The following is a 16,014-nucleotide window of genomic DNA, read 5'->3' on the forward strand; positions in this document are numbered from 1 at the left end:
GCCATGCGGGTCATGGGGTCCGAAACCGAATACGGGATCCATGCACCGGCCGCACCGGGCGCCAATGCCACCATGATGTCCGCCCGGGTGGTCCAGGCCTACGCCCAGGTCACGCGGCTACGGGCCGCCGGCGGCGCCGAAACCCGCTGGGACTACACGGACGAGGAGCCGCTGCACGACGCCCGCGGCTGGACCCTCGAGCGCGGCCAGGCCCACCCGAGCCAGCTGACGGACCAGCCGCCCGTGCTGGACGCCGAGGCCGTGGCGCTTGCCTACGGCCGGGAAGAGCTCGAGCTCGACGGCGAGGACGAATCGGGCTCGCTGCTCATGAACATGGTGCTCGGCAACGGGGCACGGCTCTACGTGGATCACGCCCACCCTGAGTACTCCAGCCCTGAGGTCACCAACCCCGCGGCGGCAGTTGCCTGGGATGCGGCCGGGGACCTCGTGGGCCTGGCCGCGGTCCGCCGGCTGGCCAGCGACACGGAACTTCCCGCCGTCAACCTCTACAAGAACAACACCGACAACAAGTCCGTGTCCTATGGGTCGCACGAAAACTACCTGATGCCGCGGTCTGTGCCGTTCGGGGACATTGTCCGCGGGCTGACCCCGTTCTTCGTGTCGCGGCAGATCATCTGTGGTTCGGGGCGGGTGGGGATGGGCCAGGACAGCTCCCGGCCCGGCTACCAGATCAGCCAGCGGGCGGACTTCTTCGAAGCGGAGGTGGGGCTCGAAACCACCATCCGGCGCCCCATCATCAACACCCGCGACGAGCCGCACGCAACGGCCGACAAGTACCGGCGGCTGCACGTCATCATCGGCGATGCCAACCTGAGCCAGGTGTCCAACTACCTGAAGTTCGGGACCACCGCCATGGTGCTCAGCCTGATCGAGGCCGGCCTCGCCCCGCGGATCGAGGTCCACGAGCCGGTGGGCGCGCTGCAGGCCATCAGCCACGACACCACCCTCACCGCCAAGGTCAGGCTGCTTGACGGCCGCCGGGTGACGGCGCTGGACCTGCAGTGGATGTACCACGAGGCCGCTGCCAAGCTCGCCCAGGACACGGGAGTCTCGGACGCCGTTGACGGCGACGGCCACACCCATGCGGTGCTGGAGCGGTGGGCTACCACGCTGACCCAGCTGGACAGCGACCGGGCCGCCGCAGCTACCTCGGTGGAGTGGCTGGCCAAGCTGTCCATCCTGGAGGGCTACCGCCAGCGCGACGGGCTCCAGTGGGATGACGCCAGGCTGGGCCTCGTGGACCTGCAGTGGGCAGACCTGCGGCCCGAGAAGGGGCTCTACTACCGCTTGCTGTCCCGGAACCGGATGCAGCGGATCGTTGACGACGCTGACATCGCCGCCGCGGTGACGGAACCGCCGTCGGACACCCGGGCATACTTCCGCGGACGCTGCGTCAGCAGCTTCAGCAAGGACGTGGTGGGGGCCAGTTGGGACTCAGTGATCTTTGACGTGCCAGGCTACGGACGGCTGCAGCGCGTGCCCACCCGGGAACCCTTGCGGGGCACGAAGGCGCTGACCGGAGGCCTGTTTGACAGGCACCGCGAGGCGGGACCGTTCCTTGCTGAACTCCTCGGATCGGCGCCGGCTCCGCCACCGGCATAATGCACCCCGCAAAGGCCCTTTGCGTGGCAATATGGGCATACAGGATGTCCCTCCGGAACGGGGGACTGGATGAAGGAGAAGGACATGGCAGGCCAGGAGCAACAGCAGCCGCAGCCACGCGACACCGAGGTCGAGGAAGAGGTCCCCGCACCCCCGGCGCCCGCAGATGGCCAGGCATCCGCCTCGACGCAGGGTGTTGACGATCTCCTCGACGAGATCGACGGCGTCCTTGAGTCCAACGCGGAGGAATTCGTCCGGGCATTCGTGCAAAAGGGCGGCCAGTAGACCGGCAGCGACACCACCCGCACCGGGCACGGAAGCCAGAGGTACCGGACAGCCGCTGAAGTATCACGTTGAAGGAGCGCACCAGTGCAGGAGACAACAGCCAACAAGATAGCCGCCCACGCGACGTCGTCGTTTACTGAACATCTCCAACGCGACCGTCCGGAACTGCTTCCCCAATACGCATCGCTCGCCTCGGGCACGTCCGCCGGCCAACCCCTCACCGTGCCCCACGCCACCACCATCGTGGCCATGACCTACGCCGGCGGCATCGTCATGGCCGGCGACCGCCGGGCCACGATGGGCAACATCATCGCCAGCCGGCACATCGAAAAGGTCTTTCCTGCCGACCAGTATTCAGTCCTGGGCATCGCCGGCACGGCAGGCATTGCGATTGACCTGACCCGCCTGTTCCAGGTGGAGCTCGAGCACTACGAGAAGATCGAGGGCACCCTGCTGAGCCTGGACGGCAAGGCCAACCGGCTCGGCGCCATGATCCGGGGCAACCTGCCGATGGCGCTGCAGGGACTCGCCGTGGTGCCGCTGTTCGCAGGCTTCGACACTGCCGCCGGCGTAGGCAGGCTCTTCTCCTATGACGTGACCGGCGGCCGCTACGAGGAACAGGAACACCACGCCGTGGGCTCCGGGTCCATGTTCGCCCGCGGCGCCCTCAAGAAGCTTTGGCGGCCCAACCTGCCTGAGGACGAAGCGATCTCCGTGGCCGTCGAATCCCTCTACGACGCAGCCGACGACGACTCCGCCACCGGCGGCCCCGACCCCGTCCGGCAGCTGTGGCCCGTGGTGTACACCGTCAACCGGGCCGGAGCCCGGCGCGTCTCCGAACGGGAACTCGCAGCCATGGCCGGAAACATCATCGAGTCCAGGGCAGCTGCCCGCAGGGAGGCCTGATATGACCCAGCAGTTTTATGTCTCTCCCGAGCAGCTGATGAAGGACCGTGCGGATTTCGCACGGAAAGGCATCGCCCGCGGCCGGTCCGTAATCGTGATCAGCTGCGAGGACGGCATTGCGCTGGTGGCGGAGAACCCGTCACCGTCGCTGCACAAGATCGGCGAGATCTACGACAAGATCGCCTTCGCCGCCGTCGGGAAGTACAACGAGTTTGAGAGCCTCCGCCAGGCCGGGGTGCGTTACGCCGACGTCCGCGGCTATTCCTACGACCGCGACGACGTCACGGCCAGGGGACTGGCCAGCGTCTACGCCCAGAGCCTCGGTGCTGTCTTCACCGCGGAACAGAAGCCGTTCGAGGTGGAACTGGCCGTGGCGGAAGTCGGAGCCAGCCAGGACCTCGACCACCTCTACCGCCTCACGTTCGATGGCTCGATCGCGGACGAGCACAATTTCATTGTGATGGGCGGCCAGGCGGACAAGGTCTCCGGGGCGATCGAGGGCGGCTGGCAGCGCGACCTCCCGTTCGCGGCGGCTATCCGGCTCGCCGTCAGGGGACTCGTAACGGGCAACGAGGCACCCGACCTCCCGGCCAAGGCCTTGGAAGTCGCGGTGCTGGAACGCAGTTCGGAAAGCAGCAGGGGGACGCGGAGGGCTTTCCGCAGGTTGTCTGACCAGGACGTTGTGGAACTGCTGGCTGAGGAGAGCTGACATGGACAAGAGGATCTTCGGTATTGAAACCGAATTCGGGATTTCCTACTCGAGCCCGGATTCCCGCCCCCTCGCCCCCGAGGAAGTGGCCCGTTACCTGTTCCGCAAGGTGGTCAGCTGGGGCCGGTCCTCCAACGTGTTCCTCACCAACGGGTCCCGCCTGTACCTCGACGTGGGGTCGCATCCTGAATATGCCACCGCAGAATGCGACGACCTCGCCCAGCTGATAGCCCATGACCGCGCCGGGGAGCTCATCCTGGACGACCTCGTGGACGAGGCCCAGTCCAGGCTGGCTGCCGAGGGTTTCAATGGCACCGTGTACCTGTTCAAGAACAACACCGACTCCGCCGGCAACTCCTACGGCAGCCACGAGAACTACCTCATTCCCCGCCGCGGTGAGTTCACCCGGCTCGCCGAGATCCTTATCCCGTTCCTCGTCACGCGCCAGCTCATCGCCGGTGCCGGCAAGATTCTGAAGACGCCGCACGGGGCCACCTACGCGTTTTCGCAGCGGGCGGACCACATCTGGGAGGGCGTGTCATCTGCGACCACCCGCTCGCGGCCCATCATCAACACCCGTGACGAGCCGCACGCCGATGCCGAGTTCTACCGCCGCCTGCACGTGATCGTCGGCGACTCCAACATGTCCGAGACCACGGCGCTGCTCAAGGTGGGCACAGTTGACCTCATCCTGCGGATGATCGAGGCCGGCGTGATCATGCGGGATATGCGGATGGAAAACCCCATCCGCAGCATCCGGGAGATCTCCCATGACCTGAGCGGCCGCGCGCTTGTCCGGCTCGCCAACGGCCGCCAGCTCACCGCGCTTGAGATCCAGCAGGAGTACCTGAGCAAAGTCACGTCGTTCGTCGAGGAAAACGGAGCGCACAACCCGCACGTCCCGCTGATCCTGGACCTGTGGGGGCGGACGCTGCGCGCCATCGAAAGCGGCGATTCCAGCACTATCGACACGGAAATCGACTGGGCCATCAAGAAAAAGCTGATGGACGGCTACCGCAGGCGCCACGGCCTGGGCCTGGACGCCCCCCGGATCGCGCAGCTGGACCTCACTTACCATGACATCTCCCGTTCCCGCGGCCTGTACTACCTGCTGCAGTCACGCGGGGCAGTCCGCCGGGTGACGGAGGAGACAGCCATCAAGGACGCCGTGGACGCCCCGCCGCAGACCACCCGGGCCAAGCTGCGCGGCGACTTCGTCCGAAAGGCGCAGGAGCTGGGGCGCGACTACACCGTGGACTGGGTCCATCTGAAGCTGAACGACCGCGCGCACCAGACCATCCTGTGCAAGGACCCGTTCCGCAATGAGGACGAGCGGGTGGATGCCCTTCTGGACTCTATGGGCTGATACCCAGCTTTCCGCGTTACTCTGGAAGAGGCCGTTCTGCGGTCCTGACTGCCTTGCCGTGCCCAGCACCTCCGCCGGCAGGGCATCCACCTTGCCCCGACGAAAGTTCTTACGTGCGCCGACTACTAGCAATCCTTCTTCCCGCGCTGCTTCTGCTGACCGCCTGCGGTGGCCAGGAGCCCGCAGCCCCGGAACCGACCAGCCAGTCCGCGGGTGAGACCGCCAAGCTCGACTCGCTCAAGCTGACGGACAAAGGGGACAAGAAAGCCCCGGGCGTCGAGTTCACCAAGCCCCTCGATGTCAAGGAACCCACCGTCAAGGTTGTCACCGAAGGCGGCGGGGAGCGCGTGAAGGCCAACCAGATCGCCGAGATTTCCGTTCTTGCCCTCAATGCCAAGGACGGCTCCACGCTGGATGACAGCTTCCCCCGCGATCCCGAGCCCCTTGAACTGAACGATGAACTCAAGACCGGCAGCGCGATCGTCTACAACGCGTTCGTCGGCGCCAAGGTGGGCTCGCAGCTCGCCCTCGCCATCCCGGGCAAGGCAGCGGCCAAAGGCCAGGCTGCGCAGCCGACCCAGCTCCTGATTATCAAGGTGCTCTCGGCCAAGGAAGCCCCGAAGGTATTGGAAAAGCCTGAAGGCGATCCGGTTACCCCGCCCGCCGGCCTGCCGACCGTCACCGAGAAGGACGGCGTCCCGGAGCTCTCGGTCAAGGGCGTCGCAGCCCCCAAGAAGCTCATCGCCCAGGACCTGATCAAGGGCAAGGGCGCCGCAGTGAAGGCCACGGACACCCTGACCGTGAACTACGTCGGTGTGGCCCTGGCCAGCGGCAAGAAGTTCGACTCCAGCTTCGACCGCAAGCAGACGGCGGAGTTCGCGCTGAACCAGGTCATCAAGGGCTGGACCCAGGGCCTGACCGGGAAAACGGTCGGCTCGCGCGTCCTGCTCGTCATCCCCAAGGATCTGGCCTACGGCGACTCCGGCCAGGGTGACGCCAAGGGCGACCTCGCGTTCGTCGTCGACATCCTGGGTGCCAAGTAAGCCAGTAACCACCCGAATACCCAAGTTCCCACAAACAGAAGGAGCAACCATGTCATTTGGCCAGCGCAAGCTCGACCGCGAAAAGCCGGAAATCGACTTCCCCGAAGGCCCGGTGCCCACGGAACTCGTCATCACGGACATCATTGAGGGCGACGGCCCCGAGGCCAAAGCGGGCGACACCGTGTCCACGCACTACGTCGGCGTGGCCTGGTCCACCGGCGAAGAGTTCGACGCCTCGTGGGGCCGCGGAGCCCCGCTGGACTTCCGTGTCGGCGTCGGCCAGGTCATCCAGGGCTGGGACCAGGGGCTGCTCGGCATGAAGGTCGGCGGACGCCGCCGCCTTGAGATCCCCTCGGAGCTGGCTTACGGCTCGCGCGGTGCCGGCGGAGCCATCGGCCCGAACGAGGCACTCATCTTCGTCGTGGACCTGGTGGGCGTCCGCTAATCCCCGCCTGGACACTAGACAGCCGAAGCGCGGTAACAATCGGAAGGATTTTCCGGATTGTTGCCGCGCTTTCGCGTTTTTGCCGGAACGGCTTTAGTAACGTAACGAGGGTGTCCGCCCAACGTACTGAACGCCTGCTGAACCTCCTGATCGCCCTGCTGAATTCACGGTACGGCCTGCGGCGCAGTGAGCTGCGGGAGAAAATCTACGCGGGCGGCGCGGCCAGCGACGCCGCCTTTGGCCGCATGTTCGAACGCGACAAGAACGACCTTCGCGACTTCGGCTTCGACGTCGAGACGGTCACGGACCTGGGCTGGAGTTCGGACGATCCCGGCACCACCCGGTACCGGATCGGCAAGGAATCCAACCGGCTGCCGGATGTGGAGCTGACCCCGGACGAATGGACGGTCCTGCTGCTGGCCTCGCAGCTCTGGGAACAGGCAGCACTGGGCACGGCGGCGGGCAACGCCCTCCGCAAGCTCCAGGCGGCGGGCGGCCTGGCCGACGTCGAACTTCCGGCCGGCGTGCAGCCGCGCATCAAACCGGCCGGCCAGGCCTTCGAGGACCTCGTAGCCGCCATGCACGCCCAGCACGCTGTCCGCTTCCACTACCTGGCCGGCAGCACCGGCCGGGAAGAGGAACGCGTGGTTGAACCGTGGGGACTGGGCAGCCGCTTCGGCCAGTGGTACCTCGTCGGCTTCGACCGGGGCCGCAGCGCCAAGCGCTTCTTCCGGCTCTCTCGTTTCACGTCCGCCGTCACAATTCTGGAGAGGGAAGCCTTCACGCCGCCCGCCGGCTTCAATGTCCGTGCCGAGCTGAACAGCCTTCCGGAGCTGCCGGTCAGTTCCGCCGTCGTGGATGTCCGCAGCGGCAAGCTGCTGGGACTGCGTAAGCGCGCCGGGGCCACTCCGTCCTCGGATGCGGATGCGGCGGCAGATGCGGACACGGCTCCGGATTCCAACAGGGGCGCGGAGGCCGACGCCGGCTGGGACCGGCTGACCGTTCCGTACCGTGACGCTGAGGTGCTTGGGGAGGAACTGGCCTCCTTTGGGCCGAACGTCAGGGTGGTGGCCCCCGCGGAGCTGTCCGCTGCCGTGCAGCGCCGCCTTGCGAACGCCGTCGCCTTTATCGAAACTCCGGTGCCGCCTTATTCATTCGGGCATGCCGGGGCGGGAAAACGGACCCGCAAGCGCACGTCGGAGGACCAGCTCAAGCGGATGCTGCAGTTGGTCCCGTTCCTGGTCCGCAACCAGGGCCTGCCCATCGAGGAGGTCGCCGACAGGTTCGGGGTGTCCCGCCAGGAACTCGAGGGCGACCTGCTGATCCTGATCTGCTCCGGCCTGCCGCAGGGGTACCCGGACGAGCTGCTGGACATCCAGTGGGAGGAAGGGCACGTTTTCATTAGCCAGTCCATGGAGCTGAACCGGCCCGTCCGATTCACCGTGGACGAGGCCTGCGCACTGCTCACGGGCCTGGAGACCCTCAACGGCCTGCCGGAACTGGCCGAAGGCAGTGCCCTGGAATCAGTGACGCTCAAGCTGATGGCGGCCGCAGGGGAGGAGGGGCTGCGGGCCGCTGCCCTGTCCGGGCCCGAGGTGGGACCCGGCAACTCGGCCATCCTCGAGGTCATCCGTGATGCAATTGAATCGGGCTCCCAGCTGCACCTCGTCTACCTTTCCGCGCAGAAGGACACCCTCTCGGAGCGGGACGTGGATCCGCTCCGGCTCTACTCCCTGGACAACACCTGGTACTTCGAGGCCTACTGCCATTCGGCGGCCGGCCTCCGGAATTTCCGGCTGGACCGGATAGAGCAGCTCACCCCGACCGGGAGGCCGGTCTCGTCCGGAATAAAGCCCGACGGCGGGTTCCCGGCAAAGCTGTTCACGCCCAATGACGACGACACCCTGGTCACCGTCCAGCTCACCGCCCGCGGCGCCGGCCTTGCGGACGACTACTATGCCGAGCGGACAGCACCGCTTCCGGATGGCGGCCTGGTGGCCGAGATCCGGTTCGGCAACACGGCATGGCTGCCCATGTTCGTCGCCCAGCACGGCGGAACGGCGCGGATCCTGGAACCTGAGGAGCTTGCCCGCGCCTCGCGGGACTGGATCCAGGCGGCCCTGGCGCAGTACAACGGCTAGCCGGTGCGCCAGCTAGACTACTCAGCATGCCTTGGTGGTCCTGGATCCTTATTTGGGTGGCACTCGTGTCGCTGTCCCTGCTGTTCTTCGTGCTCATGGGTGTGCGCCTGTTCCGCCAGTTCATGGCAACGGTCAAGGAGCTCGGTGAAGCGGGGGACAAACTCACCCGCCTTCCGGTTCCCGCGGCAGCGTCCGCAGGCGCCACTGAAGCGGCACCCGATTCCGGCGTCCCCGGCCTTGCACCGGGTACGGCCCCTTTTGCCTCGCCGCACCAGATGCGCCATGACTACCACGCATCCAAAGAGGCCCGCAGGGAAGCCCGGCGCCAGCGCAGGGTCCGCCGGAAGTCCGACCGGGGCCAGCCCCAGGCGCTGCGCGACATCGAATTCAGATAAACGTAGGATGTTACTAAACGAAAGGAACACCCCCCATGAGGCTTGAAGGCTGGCATCTCATCATCATCATCGTCCTGGCTTTGGTGCTGTTCGCTGCACCGAAGCTGCCCGGCATGGCCCGGAGCCTCGGCCAGTCGATGCGCATTTTCAAGTCGGAAGTCCGCGAAATGAAGAAGGACGGAGCCCCGGAAGCCAAGGACGGCTCAGACCCCGTTGAAGGCACCGTCGTCAACCACCCGCGTTCCTCCACGACGGATAACCGTCCTGCCGACGGAAACGACGTTCCGCCCCCCAACCGCGCTTAGGATTACGTGGCACTAACCATGAGTCGTCGCTCCAATCCTGAGGGACGGATGGCTCTGCTGGACCATCTGCGCGAACTCAGGAACAGACTGTTCAAGTCGGCCATTGCCGTTGTGCTCGCCACCGTTGCGGGCTTCATGGTCTACCAGCCCATGCTCGCGGCCCTGATCAAGCCGATCAAGGACCTCAACGAAAGCCAGGGCCGGCAGGCGTCGCTGAACTTCGACGGCGTGGCGAGCTCCTTCGACCTCATGATCCAGGTGTCCGTCTTCCTGGGCGTCATCCTGGCCAGCCCGGTCTGGCTCTATCAGCTGTGGGCCTTTATTGTTCCCGGCCTGCACAAGAAGGAACGCCGGCTGGCGCTGTCCTTCGTGGCGGCCGCAGTGCCGCTCTTCGTCGGCGGCGTCACCCTCGCGTGGCTGGTCCTGCCCAATGCCGTCCGGGTCCTCACCGACTTCACGCCCTCCGGCGGCTCCAACTTCATCAGCGCGCAGGTCTACCTGTCCTTCGTGCTGCGGCTGCTGCTCGCCTTCGGCATAGCCTTCCTGCTCCCGGTTGTCCTGGTGGGGCTGAACCTCGCCGGACTCCTCCGCGGGGAGCAGCTCGTAAAGAGCTGGCGCATCACCGTGTTCCTCGTCTGCCTGTTCGCGGCCATGGCCGCCCCCGGCGGCGACGCAATGAGCATGTTCTACCTCGCCGGTCCCATGCTCCTGCTCTTCTTCCTGGCCATTGGCCTGTGCGTCCTGAATGACCGCCGTCGTGCGCGCCGGGCAGAGAAGCGGGCCGCTGAGACCGAGGCCACAGCCGATATCGCAACTCCAAGCAGTGAGCTGAAGAATCTCTAGGTGCGCCCCCGCTAGGCTTGAGGCATGTCCACCACCACTCCGTCGCCCTCCGAACGGTACCGCGCCAGCGCCGAACGGGCCGCGGAAGCAAAGACCCACCTGGGTGCATTCGCCCGCACACTGAGCTTTGAACTGGACGACTTCCAGCGCCAGGCGTGCAAGTCCCTTCAGGAAGGCCGCGGGGTACTTGTTGCGGCGCCCACCGGGGCCGGCAAGACCATCGTGGGCGAGTTCGCCGTTTACCTGGCGCTCCAGCGCGGACTGAAGGCCTTTTACACCACGCCCATCAAGGCCCTCAGCAACCAGAAATTCACCGAACTGACGGAGAAGTACGGCGAGGAGAACGTCGGTCTCCTGACCGGAGACACCAGCATCAACGGTGACGCGCCCGTGGTGGTCATGACCACCGAGGTCCTGCGCAACATGCTGTACGCAGACTCCGACACCCTGTTCGACCTGGGCTTCGTGGTCATGGACGAGGTCCACTACCTGGCCGACCGCTTCCGCGGTGCCGTCTGGGAGGAGGTCATCATCCACCTGCCCAGCGAGGTGCAGGTCGCGTCCCTCAGCGCCACGGTTTCCAATGCGGAGGAGTTCGGCGCCTGGCTGGACACCGTCCGCGGCGATACCGACGTGATCGTCTCCGAACACCGTCCCGTGCCACTCTGGCAGCACGTCATGGTGGGCCGGGACATTGTGGACCTTTTCGCCGGCGAGACCACCTTTGACGAAATCGCCCCCGCCGGCGGGGGTGCAGCGGCATCTGCCCTGCCCTTGGCGCCTTCACCCGACGACGCCGGCCAGCGGGGTTTCGAGGTCAACCCGGAGCTCCTGACCCTCTCCAGGGCCGAAACCCAGCTCAACTTCCAGGGCCGCTTCGGCCACGGCGGCCGGAGCCAGCGGCGGCAGCAGCGCCAGCGCTATGGCGACAAGCCCCAGCAGGAGACCCGGACCGCGGTGCGGCGCGCCAGCCGGCCACAGGTCATCGCCAGCCTCGACCGGCAGGATCTGCTGCCCGCCATCACCTTCATCTTTTCCCGTGCCGGCTGTGACGCCGCCGTCGCTCAGTGTGTGGCGTCCGGGCTGTGGCTCACCACGGAGCGGGAGCAGCGCACCATCGCCCAGCGGGTGGACGAGGCAGGCCAGGACATCCCGTCCGACGACCTTGAGGTGCTGGGCTTCTGGAGCTGGCGCGACGGGCTCCTGCGGGGCATTGCCGCCCACCATGCCGGCATGCTCCCCACCTTCAAGGAAGTGGTCGAGAAGCTCTTCGCCGATGGCCTCGTGAAGGCGGTCTTCGCCACCGAGACATTGGCCCTGGGGATCAACATGCCGGCCCGGTCGGTAGTGCTGGAGAAGCTGGACAAGTTCAACGGCGAAGCGCACGTGGACATCACGGCGGGGGAGTACACCCAGCTCACCGGCAGGGCGGGCCGGCGCGGCATTGACGTCGAAGGCCACGCCGTGGTCCTGTGGCAGCCTGGCACCGATCCTGCCGCGGTAGCCGGCCTGGCCTCCCGCCGGACGTACCCGCTGAATTCCAGCTTCCAGCCCACGTACAACATGAGCATCAACCTGCTGGCCCAGTTCGGCCGGCCCAGGGCCAGGGAAATCCTGGAGTCCTCCTTCGCCCAGTTCCAGGCTGACCGGTCAGTGGTGGGGCTGGCCCGGCAGGTCCGCAGCCGTGAAGAGTCGCTGGCCGGCTACGCAAAATCGATGACCTGCCATCTTGGCGACTTCACCGAGTACGCCCGGTTGCGGCGGGAACTTTCCGACGCCGAGAATTTCAGTTCGCGGAGCAAATCACGGGCGCGCAAATCGCTCAACGAGGACTCCCTGAGCCGTCTTCTGCCGGGCGACGTTGTGGACGTCCCGGCAGGCAGGGCCCCCGGATTTGCCGTGGTGCTGAGCTCGGACCACAGCTCCCGCGAGCCTCGGCCCGCCGTGCTGACGCTGGAAAGCCAGCTGCGCCGGATCGGCGTCGATGATTTGGAGGGCCCCATCGCGCCGCTGACCCGGATCAGGATCCCCAAGTCATTCAACGCGAAGGTTCCCAAGTCGCGGCGGGACCTGGCCTCCTCCGTCCGGAACGCCCTGCGGGAGAACCGGCCGCCGGCCAGGGGAAGCAGCCGCAACAACGACTTCGGGCTTGGTTCCGCCCTGCAAAACCAGGAAAAGAAGATCGCCGACCTGCGGCGTGCTTTGCGTGCGCACCCGTGCCACGGCTGCAGCGAACGCGAGGACCACGCCAGGTGGTCTGAGCGCTGGTGGAAGCTCCGCAAGGAAACGGACGGCCTGGTTCGCCAGATCCAGGGGCGCACCAACACCATTGCCAAGACCTTCGACCGGGTTTGCGACGTCCTGTCGGCCTACGGATACCTCGAGTCCACCGAGGACGGGCAGCACCGCATCAGCACCGACGGCCAGCGGCTGCGCCGGATTTACGGCGAAAAGGACCTCCTCATCTCGCAGGCCCTGCGGCAGGGCGCCTTCGATGACCTCGACGCGGTGGAGGTGGCTGCCTTCGCCAGCGTGCTGGTGTACCAGGCGAAGCGGGAGGACCGCGGCCTGCGGCCCCGCATGCCCAGCGTTTCCCTGGAGACCGCCGTGGATATCGTGGTCCGCGAATGGTCCGCCCTCGAGGACGTGGAGGAACAGAACAAGCTTCCGCTCACCGGCGAGCCGGAGCTGGGACTGATCTGGCCCATGTACAAGTGGGCCCGCGGCCGGCATCTTCAGGATGTCCTCAACGGCACCGACCTCGCCGCCGGCGACTTCGTCCGGTGGGTGAAGCAGGTGATCGACCTACTGGACCAGCTGGCCAAGATTCCCGGCCTGGATCCCCGGCTCGCCCGGCTCTGCGCCGAGGCCATCAAGCTGATCCGGCGGGGCGTCGTCGCCTACTCCACCGTGGGCTGAATGTCTGTCCTCCGGGCCCGACCTCAGCACTAAGAACCCACCGTACCCGACACCCGTTTGAACTCTCCAAGGAGCGCCTCCATGGCCGATGCCCCCGCCCGCCCGCAGGAAGGGACCGGACCGTCAAAGGTCACGCTGTACCGCAACGGTTCCGTCTACACCGCGGCTGATCCCTTCGCCACGGCCATGCTGGTGGACGGCGACACCGTCGCGTGGGTCGGCTCGGAACAGGCTGCCACGTCAATCGCCGACAGCACCATGGACGTCGTCGATCTCCGCGGCGCCCTCGTTGCTCCTGGTTTTGTCGATTCCCACGCCCACCTGACCGAGACCGGCATTGCGCTCGAGTCACTGCAGCTGGGCGGTGTGCGGTCGGCACGCGAGCTGCTGGACGCCGTTGCGGCCTCGGGAGGGGAAGGCGCCGTCCTGGGCCATGGCTGGGATGAGTCGCTCTGGGACGATCCCACGCTTCCCGACGCCGCAGAGCTGGAACGGGCCGCTGCCGGACGTCCCGTGTACCTTTCCCGCGTTGATGTGCATTCGGCTCTCGTCTCGCCGTCACTCGTTGCCCAAGCGGGGCTGGCGGAGCTGGACGGCTACGCGCCGGGCGGGCATGTCACGCGCCAGGCCCACACTGCCGCCCGGCAGGCCACCCGCCGCTTGTCCTCCGGTGAGCTGCAGGACTACCAGCGGCGTGCCCTGGACGAGGCTGCGGCCAATGGCTATGTGGCGCTGGCCGAGATGGGTGCACCAAAAATCAGCAGCATCGATGACCTGCGGCTGGCCGCGGGCTGGAACGACGCCGCAGGCTCCCGGCCCGCGCCCGAGGTGCTGCCGTACTGGGGACAACTGACGCCGACGGCGGCCGACGCTGAGGCGCTCCTGGCCGAGCTTGGGGTCCGGGTCCGAGGCTTTGCCGGGGACCTGAACATCGACGGGTCAATCGGTTCCCGCACGGCGTCCCTGCGGGAACCCTACGCGGACGCACCCGGCGAGTCCGGGACAACGTACCTGTCCGTGGCTGAGGCTGCCGCGCACCTGGCGGCATGCTCCCTCCTGGGCATCCAGGGCGGATTCCACGTCATTGGCGACGCCGGCCTCGACGCGGCCCTGCAGGCCCTCGAGGAGGCAGCCGCTGAGGTGGGGGAGCAGCGGGTCCGGGCGGCCGGCCACCGCTTCGAGCACGTCGAAATGGCCGACGCCGACGCCATCGCCCGCCTGGCGAAGTACTCCGTGACGGTCAGCGCGCAGCCCGTCTTCGACGCCGCGTGGGGTGGCCAGGGCCGGCTCTACGAGCAGCGCCTCGGATCCCGCAGCCAGGGCATGAACCCGTTCGCCTCGTTCTACTCAGCGGGCGTCCCCATCTGCTTCGGGAGCGACACGCCGGTGACGCCGCTCCGCCCCTGGTCCAGCGTGCGGGCGTGCCTGGAGCACCACGACGCCGGCCAGCGGATCTCCGCCCGGGCGGCTTTCCTCGGCCACACGCGGGCCGGCTGGCGCGCCGCCCGCTACGAAAACCCCATGGCGGGCCAGCTGGTACCTGGCGCGCCGGCGACCTTCGCCGTCTGGGAAGTGGATGAGCTCATGGTCCAGGTGGCGGACAACAGGGTCCAGTCCTGGAGCACGGATCCCCGCGCCCGCACGCCGCTGCTGCCGGCACTGGACACCGGCACCGATCCCCGGTGCCTGCAGACGGTGCGGAACGGGCTGGAACTGTTCTCCGCCGATGCCCTCCGGGCCTGACGTGCCCCGGGCTTAATTCGGCGACATATAGCGACCGGTTGTGCCGGGATTCGCTCCCGAAAAAGCGCTCTGACCTGCGGCGATACGTGAACGGGCAGGTCAGGGGGCTGTTGACAGCCCCCAGCCAGTCCGTAGCATTGAGCTTCCGGGGGCGGGTCCAAAGCGCAGCAGAAAACAGTTCTTCCATCCGCTAATCGCGGCATCAGCAACTGGCCCGTAGCGCACGGACCCGCCCGTGGCGGCACCCGGGGTCCACGCGGCGCCGCCCTGCCGAACGGGCACGCGAACGGACATTGAAGCCACGGATCCTGCCCTGCCCCTGGGAGCAAAGCGCGAAGGGACAGTTAAGCCCCCGTCGCCCGCCGCGCATACCGAGGAGGTGCGCGGACGCAGACGCTCCTCAGGCCCCGTATAATAGGGAGTTGCGCTTTGCGAGCCGGCGTTCCTGCCGGGCTCTCCGCGTGCTGACCGCTCCCATCCAGGAAAGGCCTCCCTGTGCGTGTCCTCACCATCATCCCCACCTACAACGAGCTGGAGTCGCTTCCGAAGACTCTGGGACGCCTTCGCGCCGCCGTGCCGGCTTCCGACGTCCTCGTTGTGGACGACAACAGCCCGGACGGCACCGGGCAGCTGGCGGACAGCATCGCTGCCGGGGACAGCCAGGTCCACGTCCTGCACCGCAAGGGCAAGGAAGGCCTGGGCGCGGCCTACATCGCGGGCTTCAGGTGGGGACTGGACGCCGGCTATGACGTCCTGGTGGAAATGGACGCCGACGGCTCCCACCAGCCCGAACAGCTGCCCTCCCTGCTCGAGGCGGTGGACCAGGGCGCAGACCTCGCCATGGGTTCCCGCTGGGTCAAGGGCGGCAGCGTCGTGAACTGGCCCCTGTACCGCCAGGCCATCTCCCGGACTGGCAGCACGTACGCGCGCATCATGCTCGGCCTCAAGATCAAGGACGTGACCGGCGGTTACCGCGCATTCCGCCGCACCACGCTGGAGAAGCTGAACCTGGACCAGGTCGATTCGGTCGGTTACGGCTTCCAGGTGGACCTGGCATGGCGCGTCGCGAAGATGGGGCTGAACATCGTGGAGCGTCCCATCACCTTCGTGGAGCGGGAACTCGGGGCTTCCAAGATGAGCGGCAACATTGTGGTTGAAGCCATGATTAACGTGACGAAGTGGGGCTTGACCGCCCGCTGGAAGAAGCTGACGGGCAAGAGCCCGCGCGACTGACTGGCACAAAGAGCCAGGCGGACACATAAAAGGCCGGGTCGGCTGCATCCCTGGATGC

Annotated in this window: 14 protein-coding genes; all 14 read left to right on the plus strand. The window is 66.9% G+C overall.

The features are described from left to right. The first annotated feature begins 3 nt into the window (after positions 1–3). The 14 genes from dop to AC5RWD_RS17880 all read left to right on the plus strand — a co-directional run bounded on the left by dop (position 4) and on the right by AC5RWD_RS17880 (position 15,956). Positions 4–1,623, plus strand: coding sequence for a depupylase/deamidase Dop (gene dop, locus AC5RWD_RS17815; RefSeq protein WP_494021294.1), 1,620 nt, complete (start codon positions 4–6; stop codon positions 1,621–1,623). Positions 1,624–1,707: 84 nt separating this feature from the next. Next, on the plus strand, positions 1,708–1,908 hold the full coding sequence (locus AC5RWD_RS17820; protein ID WP_494021281.1) for a ubiquitin-like protein Pup: 201 nt from the start codon (positions 1,708–1,710) through the stop codon (positions 1,906–1,908). 84 nt (positions 1,909–1,992) lie between these two features. Continuing rightward, the gene (prcB, locus tag AC5RWD_RS17825) at positions 1,993–2,814 is read left to right on the plus strand and encodes a proteasome subunit beta (protein WP_494021282.1); all 822 of its coding nucleotides are present in this window, start codon (positions 1,993–1,995) and stop codon (positions 2,812–2,814) included. Between the two features lies 1 nt (position 2,815). Further along, a complete protein-coding gene (prcA, locus tag AC5RWD_RS17830; RefSeq protein WP_494021283.1) occupies positions 2,816–3,523 on the plus strand; it encodes a proteasome subunit alpha in 708 nt (235 codons plus the stop codon). A 1-nt stretch (position 3,524) separates the two neighbouring features. Continuing rightward, on the plus strand, positions 3,525–4,889 hold the full coding sequence (gene pafA / locus AC5RWD_RS17835) for a Pup--protein ligase (protein ID WP_494021284.1): 1,365 nt from the start codon (positions 3,525–3,527) through the stop codon (positions 4,887–4,889). A 113-nt stretch (positions 4,890–5,002) separates the two neighbouring features. After that, positions 5,003–5,932, plus strand: a complete 930-nt coding sequence (locus AC5RWD_RS17840; protein ID WP_494021285.1) for an FKBP-type peptidyl-prolyl cis-trans isomerase — start codon at positions 5,003–5,005, stop codon at positions 5,930–5,932. 49 nt (positions 5,933–5,981) lie between these two features. Continuing rightward, positions 5,982–6,377, plus strand: a complete 396-nt coding sequence (locus tag AC5RWD_RS17845; protein ID WP_307102959.1) for an FKBP-type peptidyl-prolyl cis-trans isomerase — start codon at positions 5,982–5,984, stop codon at positions 6,375–6,377. 110 nt (positions 6,378–6,487) lie between these two features. Next, a complete protein-coding gene (locus AC5RWD_RS17850; protein WP_494021286.1) occupies positions 6,488–8,518 on the plus strand; it encodes a helix-turn-helix transcriptional regulator in 2,031 nt (676 codons plus the stop codon). 26 nt (positions 8,519–8,544) lie between these two features. Next, a complete protein-coding gene (locus AC5RWD_RS17855) occupies positions 8,545–8,913 on the plus strand; it encodes a hypothetical protein (protein ID WP_494021287.1) in 369 nt (122 codons plus the stop codon). A gap of 35 nt (positions 8,914–8,948) precedes the next feature. Beyond that, positions 8,949–9,218, plus strand: a complete 270-nt coding sequence (gene tatA, locus AC5RWD_RS17860) for a Sec-independent protein translocase subunit TatA (protein WP_494021288.1) — start codon at positions 8,949–8,951, stop codon at positions 9,216–9,218. A 48-nt stretch (positions 9,219–9,266) separates the two neighbouring features. Next, complete coding sequence (gene tatC, locus AC5RWD_RS17865; protein WP_494021289.1) at positions 9,267–10,061, plus strand: twin-arginine translocase subunit TatC; 795 nt, start codon at positions 9,267–9,269, stop codon at positions 10,059–10,061. 24 nt (positions 10,062–10,085) lie between these two features. Beyond that, on the plus strand, positions 10,086–12,980 hold the full coding sequence (locus AC5RWD_RS17870; protein WP_494021290.1) for a DEAD/DEAH box helicase: 2,895 nt from the start codon (positions 10,086–10,088) through the stop codon (positions 12,978–12,980). Positions 12,981–13,061: 81 nt separating this feature from the next. Next, positions 13,062–14,723 (plus strand): amidohydrolase, encoded by a 1,662-nt coding sequence (locus tag AC5RWD_RS17875; protein ID WP_494021291.1) that lies wholly within the window; start codon positions 13,062–13,064, stop codon positions 14,721–14,723. 495 nt (positions 14,724–15,218) lie between these two features. After that, a complete protein-coding gene (locus AC5RWD_RS17880) occupies positions 15,219–15,956 on the plus strand; it encodes a polyprenol monophosphomannose synthase (RefSeq protein ID WP_494021292.1) in 738 nt (245 codons plus the stop codon). Positions 15,957–16,014 lie beyond the last annotated feature (58 nt).

Source organism: Arthrobacter sp. CMU6 (genome assembly GCF_059090205.1).

Bases quoted from the DNA above. Each gene is read 5' to 3' on its own strand.
- dop (WP_494021294.1), top strand. From the start codon at position 4: ATGCGGGTCATGGGGTCCGAAACCGAATACGGGATCCATGCACCGGCC.
- AC5RWD_RS17820 (WP_494021281.1), top strand. From the start codon at position 1,708: ATGGCAGGCCAGGAGCAACAGCAGCCGCAGCCACGCGACACCGAGGTC.
- prcA (WP_494021283.1), top strand. From the start codon at position 2,816: ATGACCCAGCAGTTTTATGTCTCTCCCGAGCAGCTGATGAAGGACCGT.
- pafA (WP_494021284.1), top strand. From the start codon at position 3,525: ATGGACAAGAGGATCTTCGGTATTGAAACCGAATTCGGGATTTCCTAC.
- AC5RWD_RS17845 (WP_307102959.1), top strand. From the start codon at position 5,982: ATGTCATTTGGCCAGCGCAAGCTCGACCGCGAAAAGCCGGAAATCGAC.
- AC5RWD_RS17855 (WP_494021287.1), top strand. From the start codon at position 8,545: ATGCCTTGGTGGTCCTGGATCCTTATTTGGGTGGCACTCGTGTCGCTG.
- tatA (WP_494021288.1), top strand. From the start codon at position 8,949: ATGAGGCTTGAAGGCTGGCATCTCATCATCATCATCGTCCTGGCTTTG.
- tatC (WP_494021289.1), top strand. From the start codon at position 9,267: ATGGCTCTGCTGGACCATCTGCGCGAACTCAGGAACAGACTGTTCAAG.
- AC5RWD_RS17870 (WP_494021290.1), top strand. From the start codon at position 10,086: ATGTCCACCACCACTCCGTCGCCCTCCGAACGGTACCGCGCCAGCGCC.
- AC5RWD_RS17875 (WP_494021291.1), top strand. From the start codon at position 13,062: ATGGCCGATGCCCCCGCCCGCCCGCAGGAAGGGACCGGACCGTCAAAG.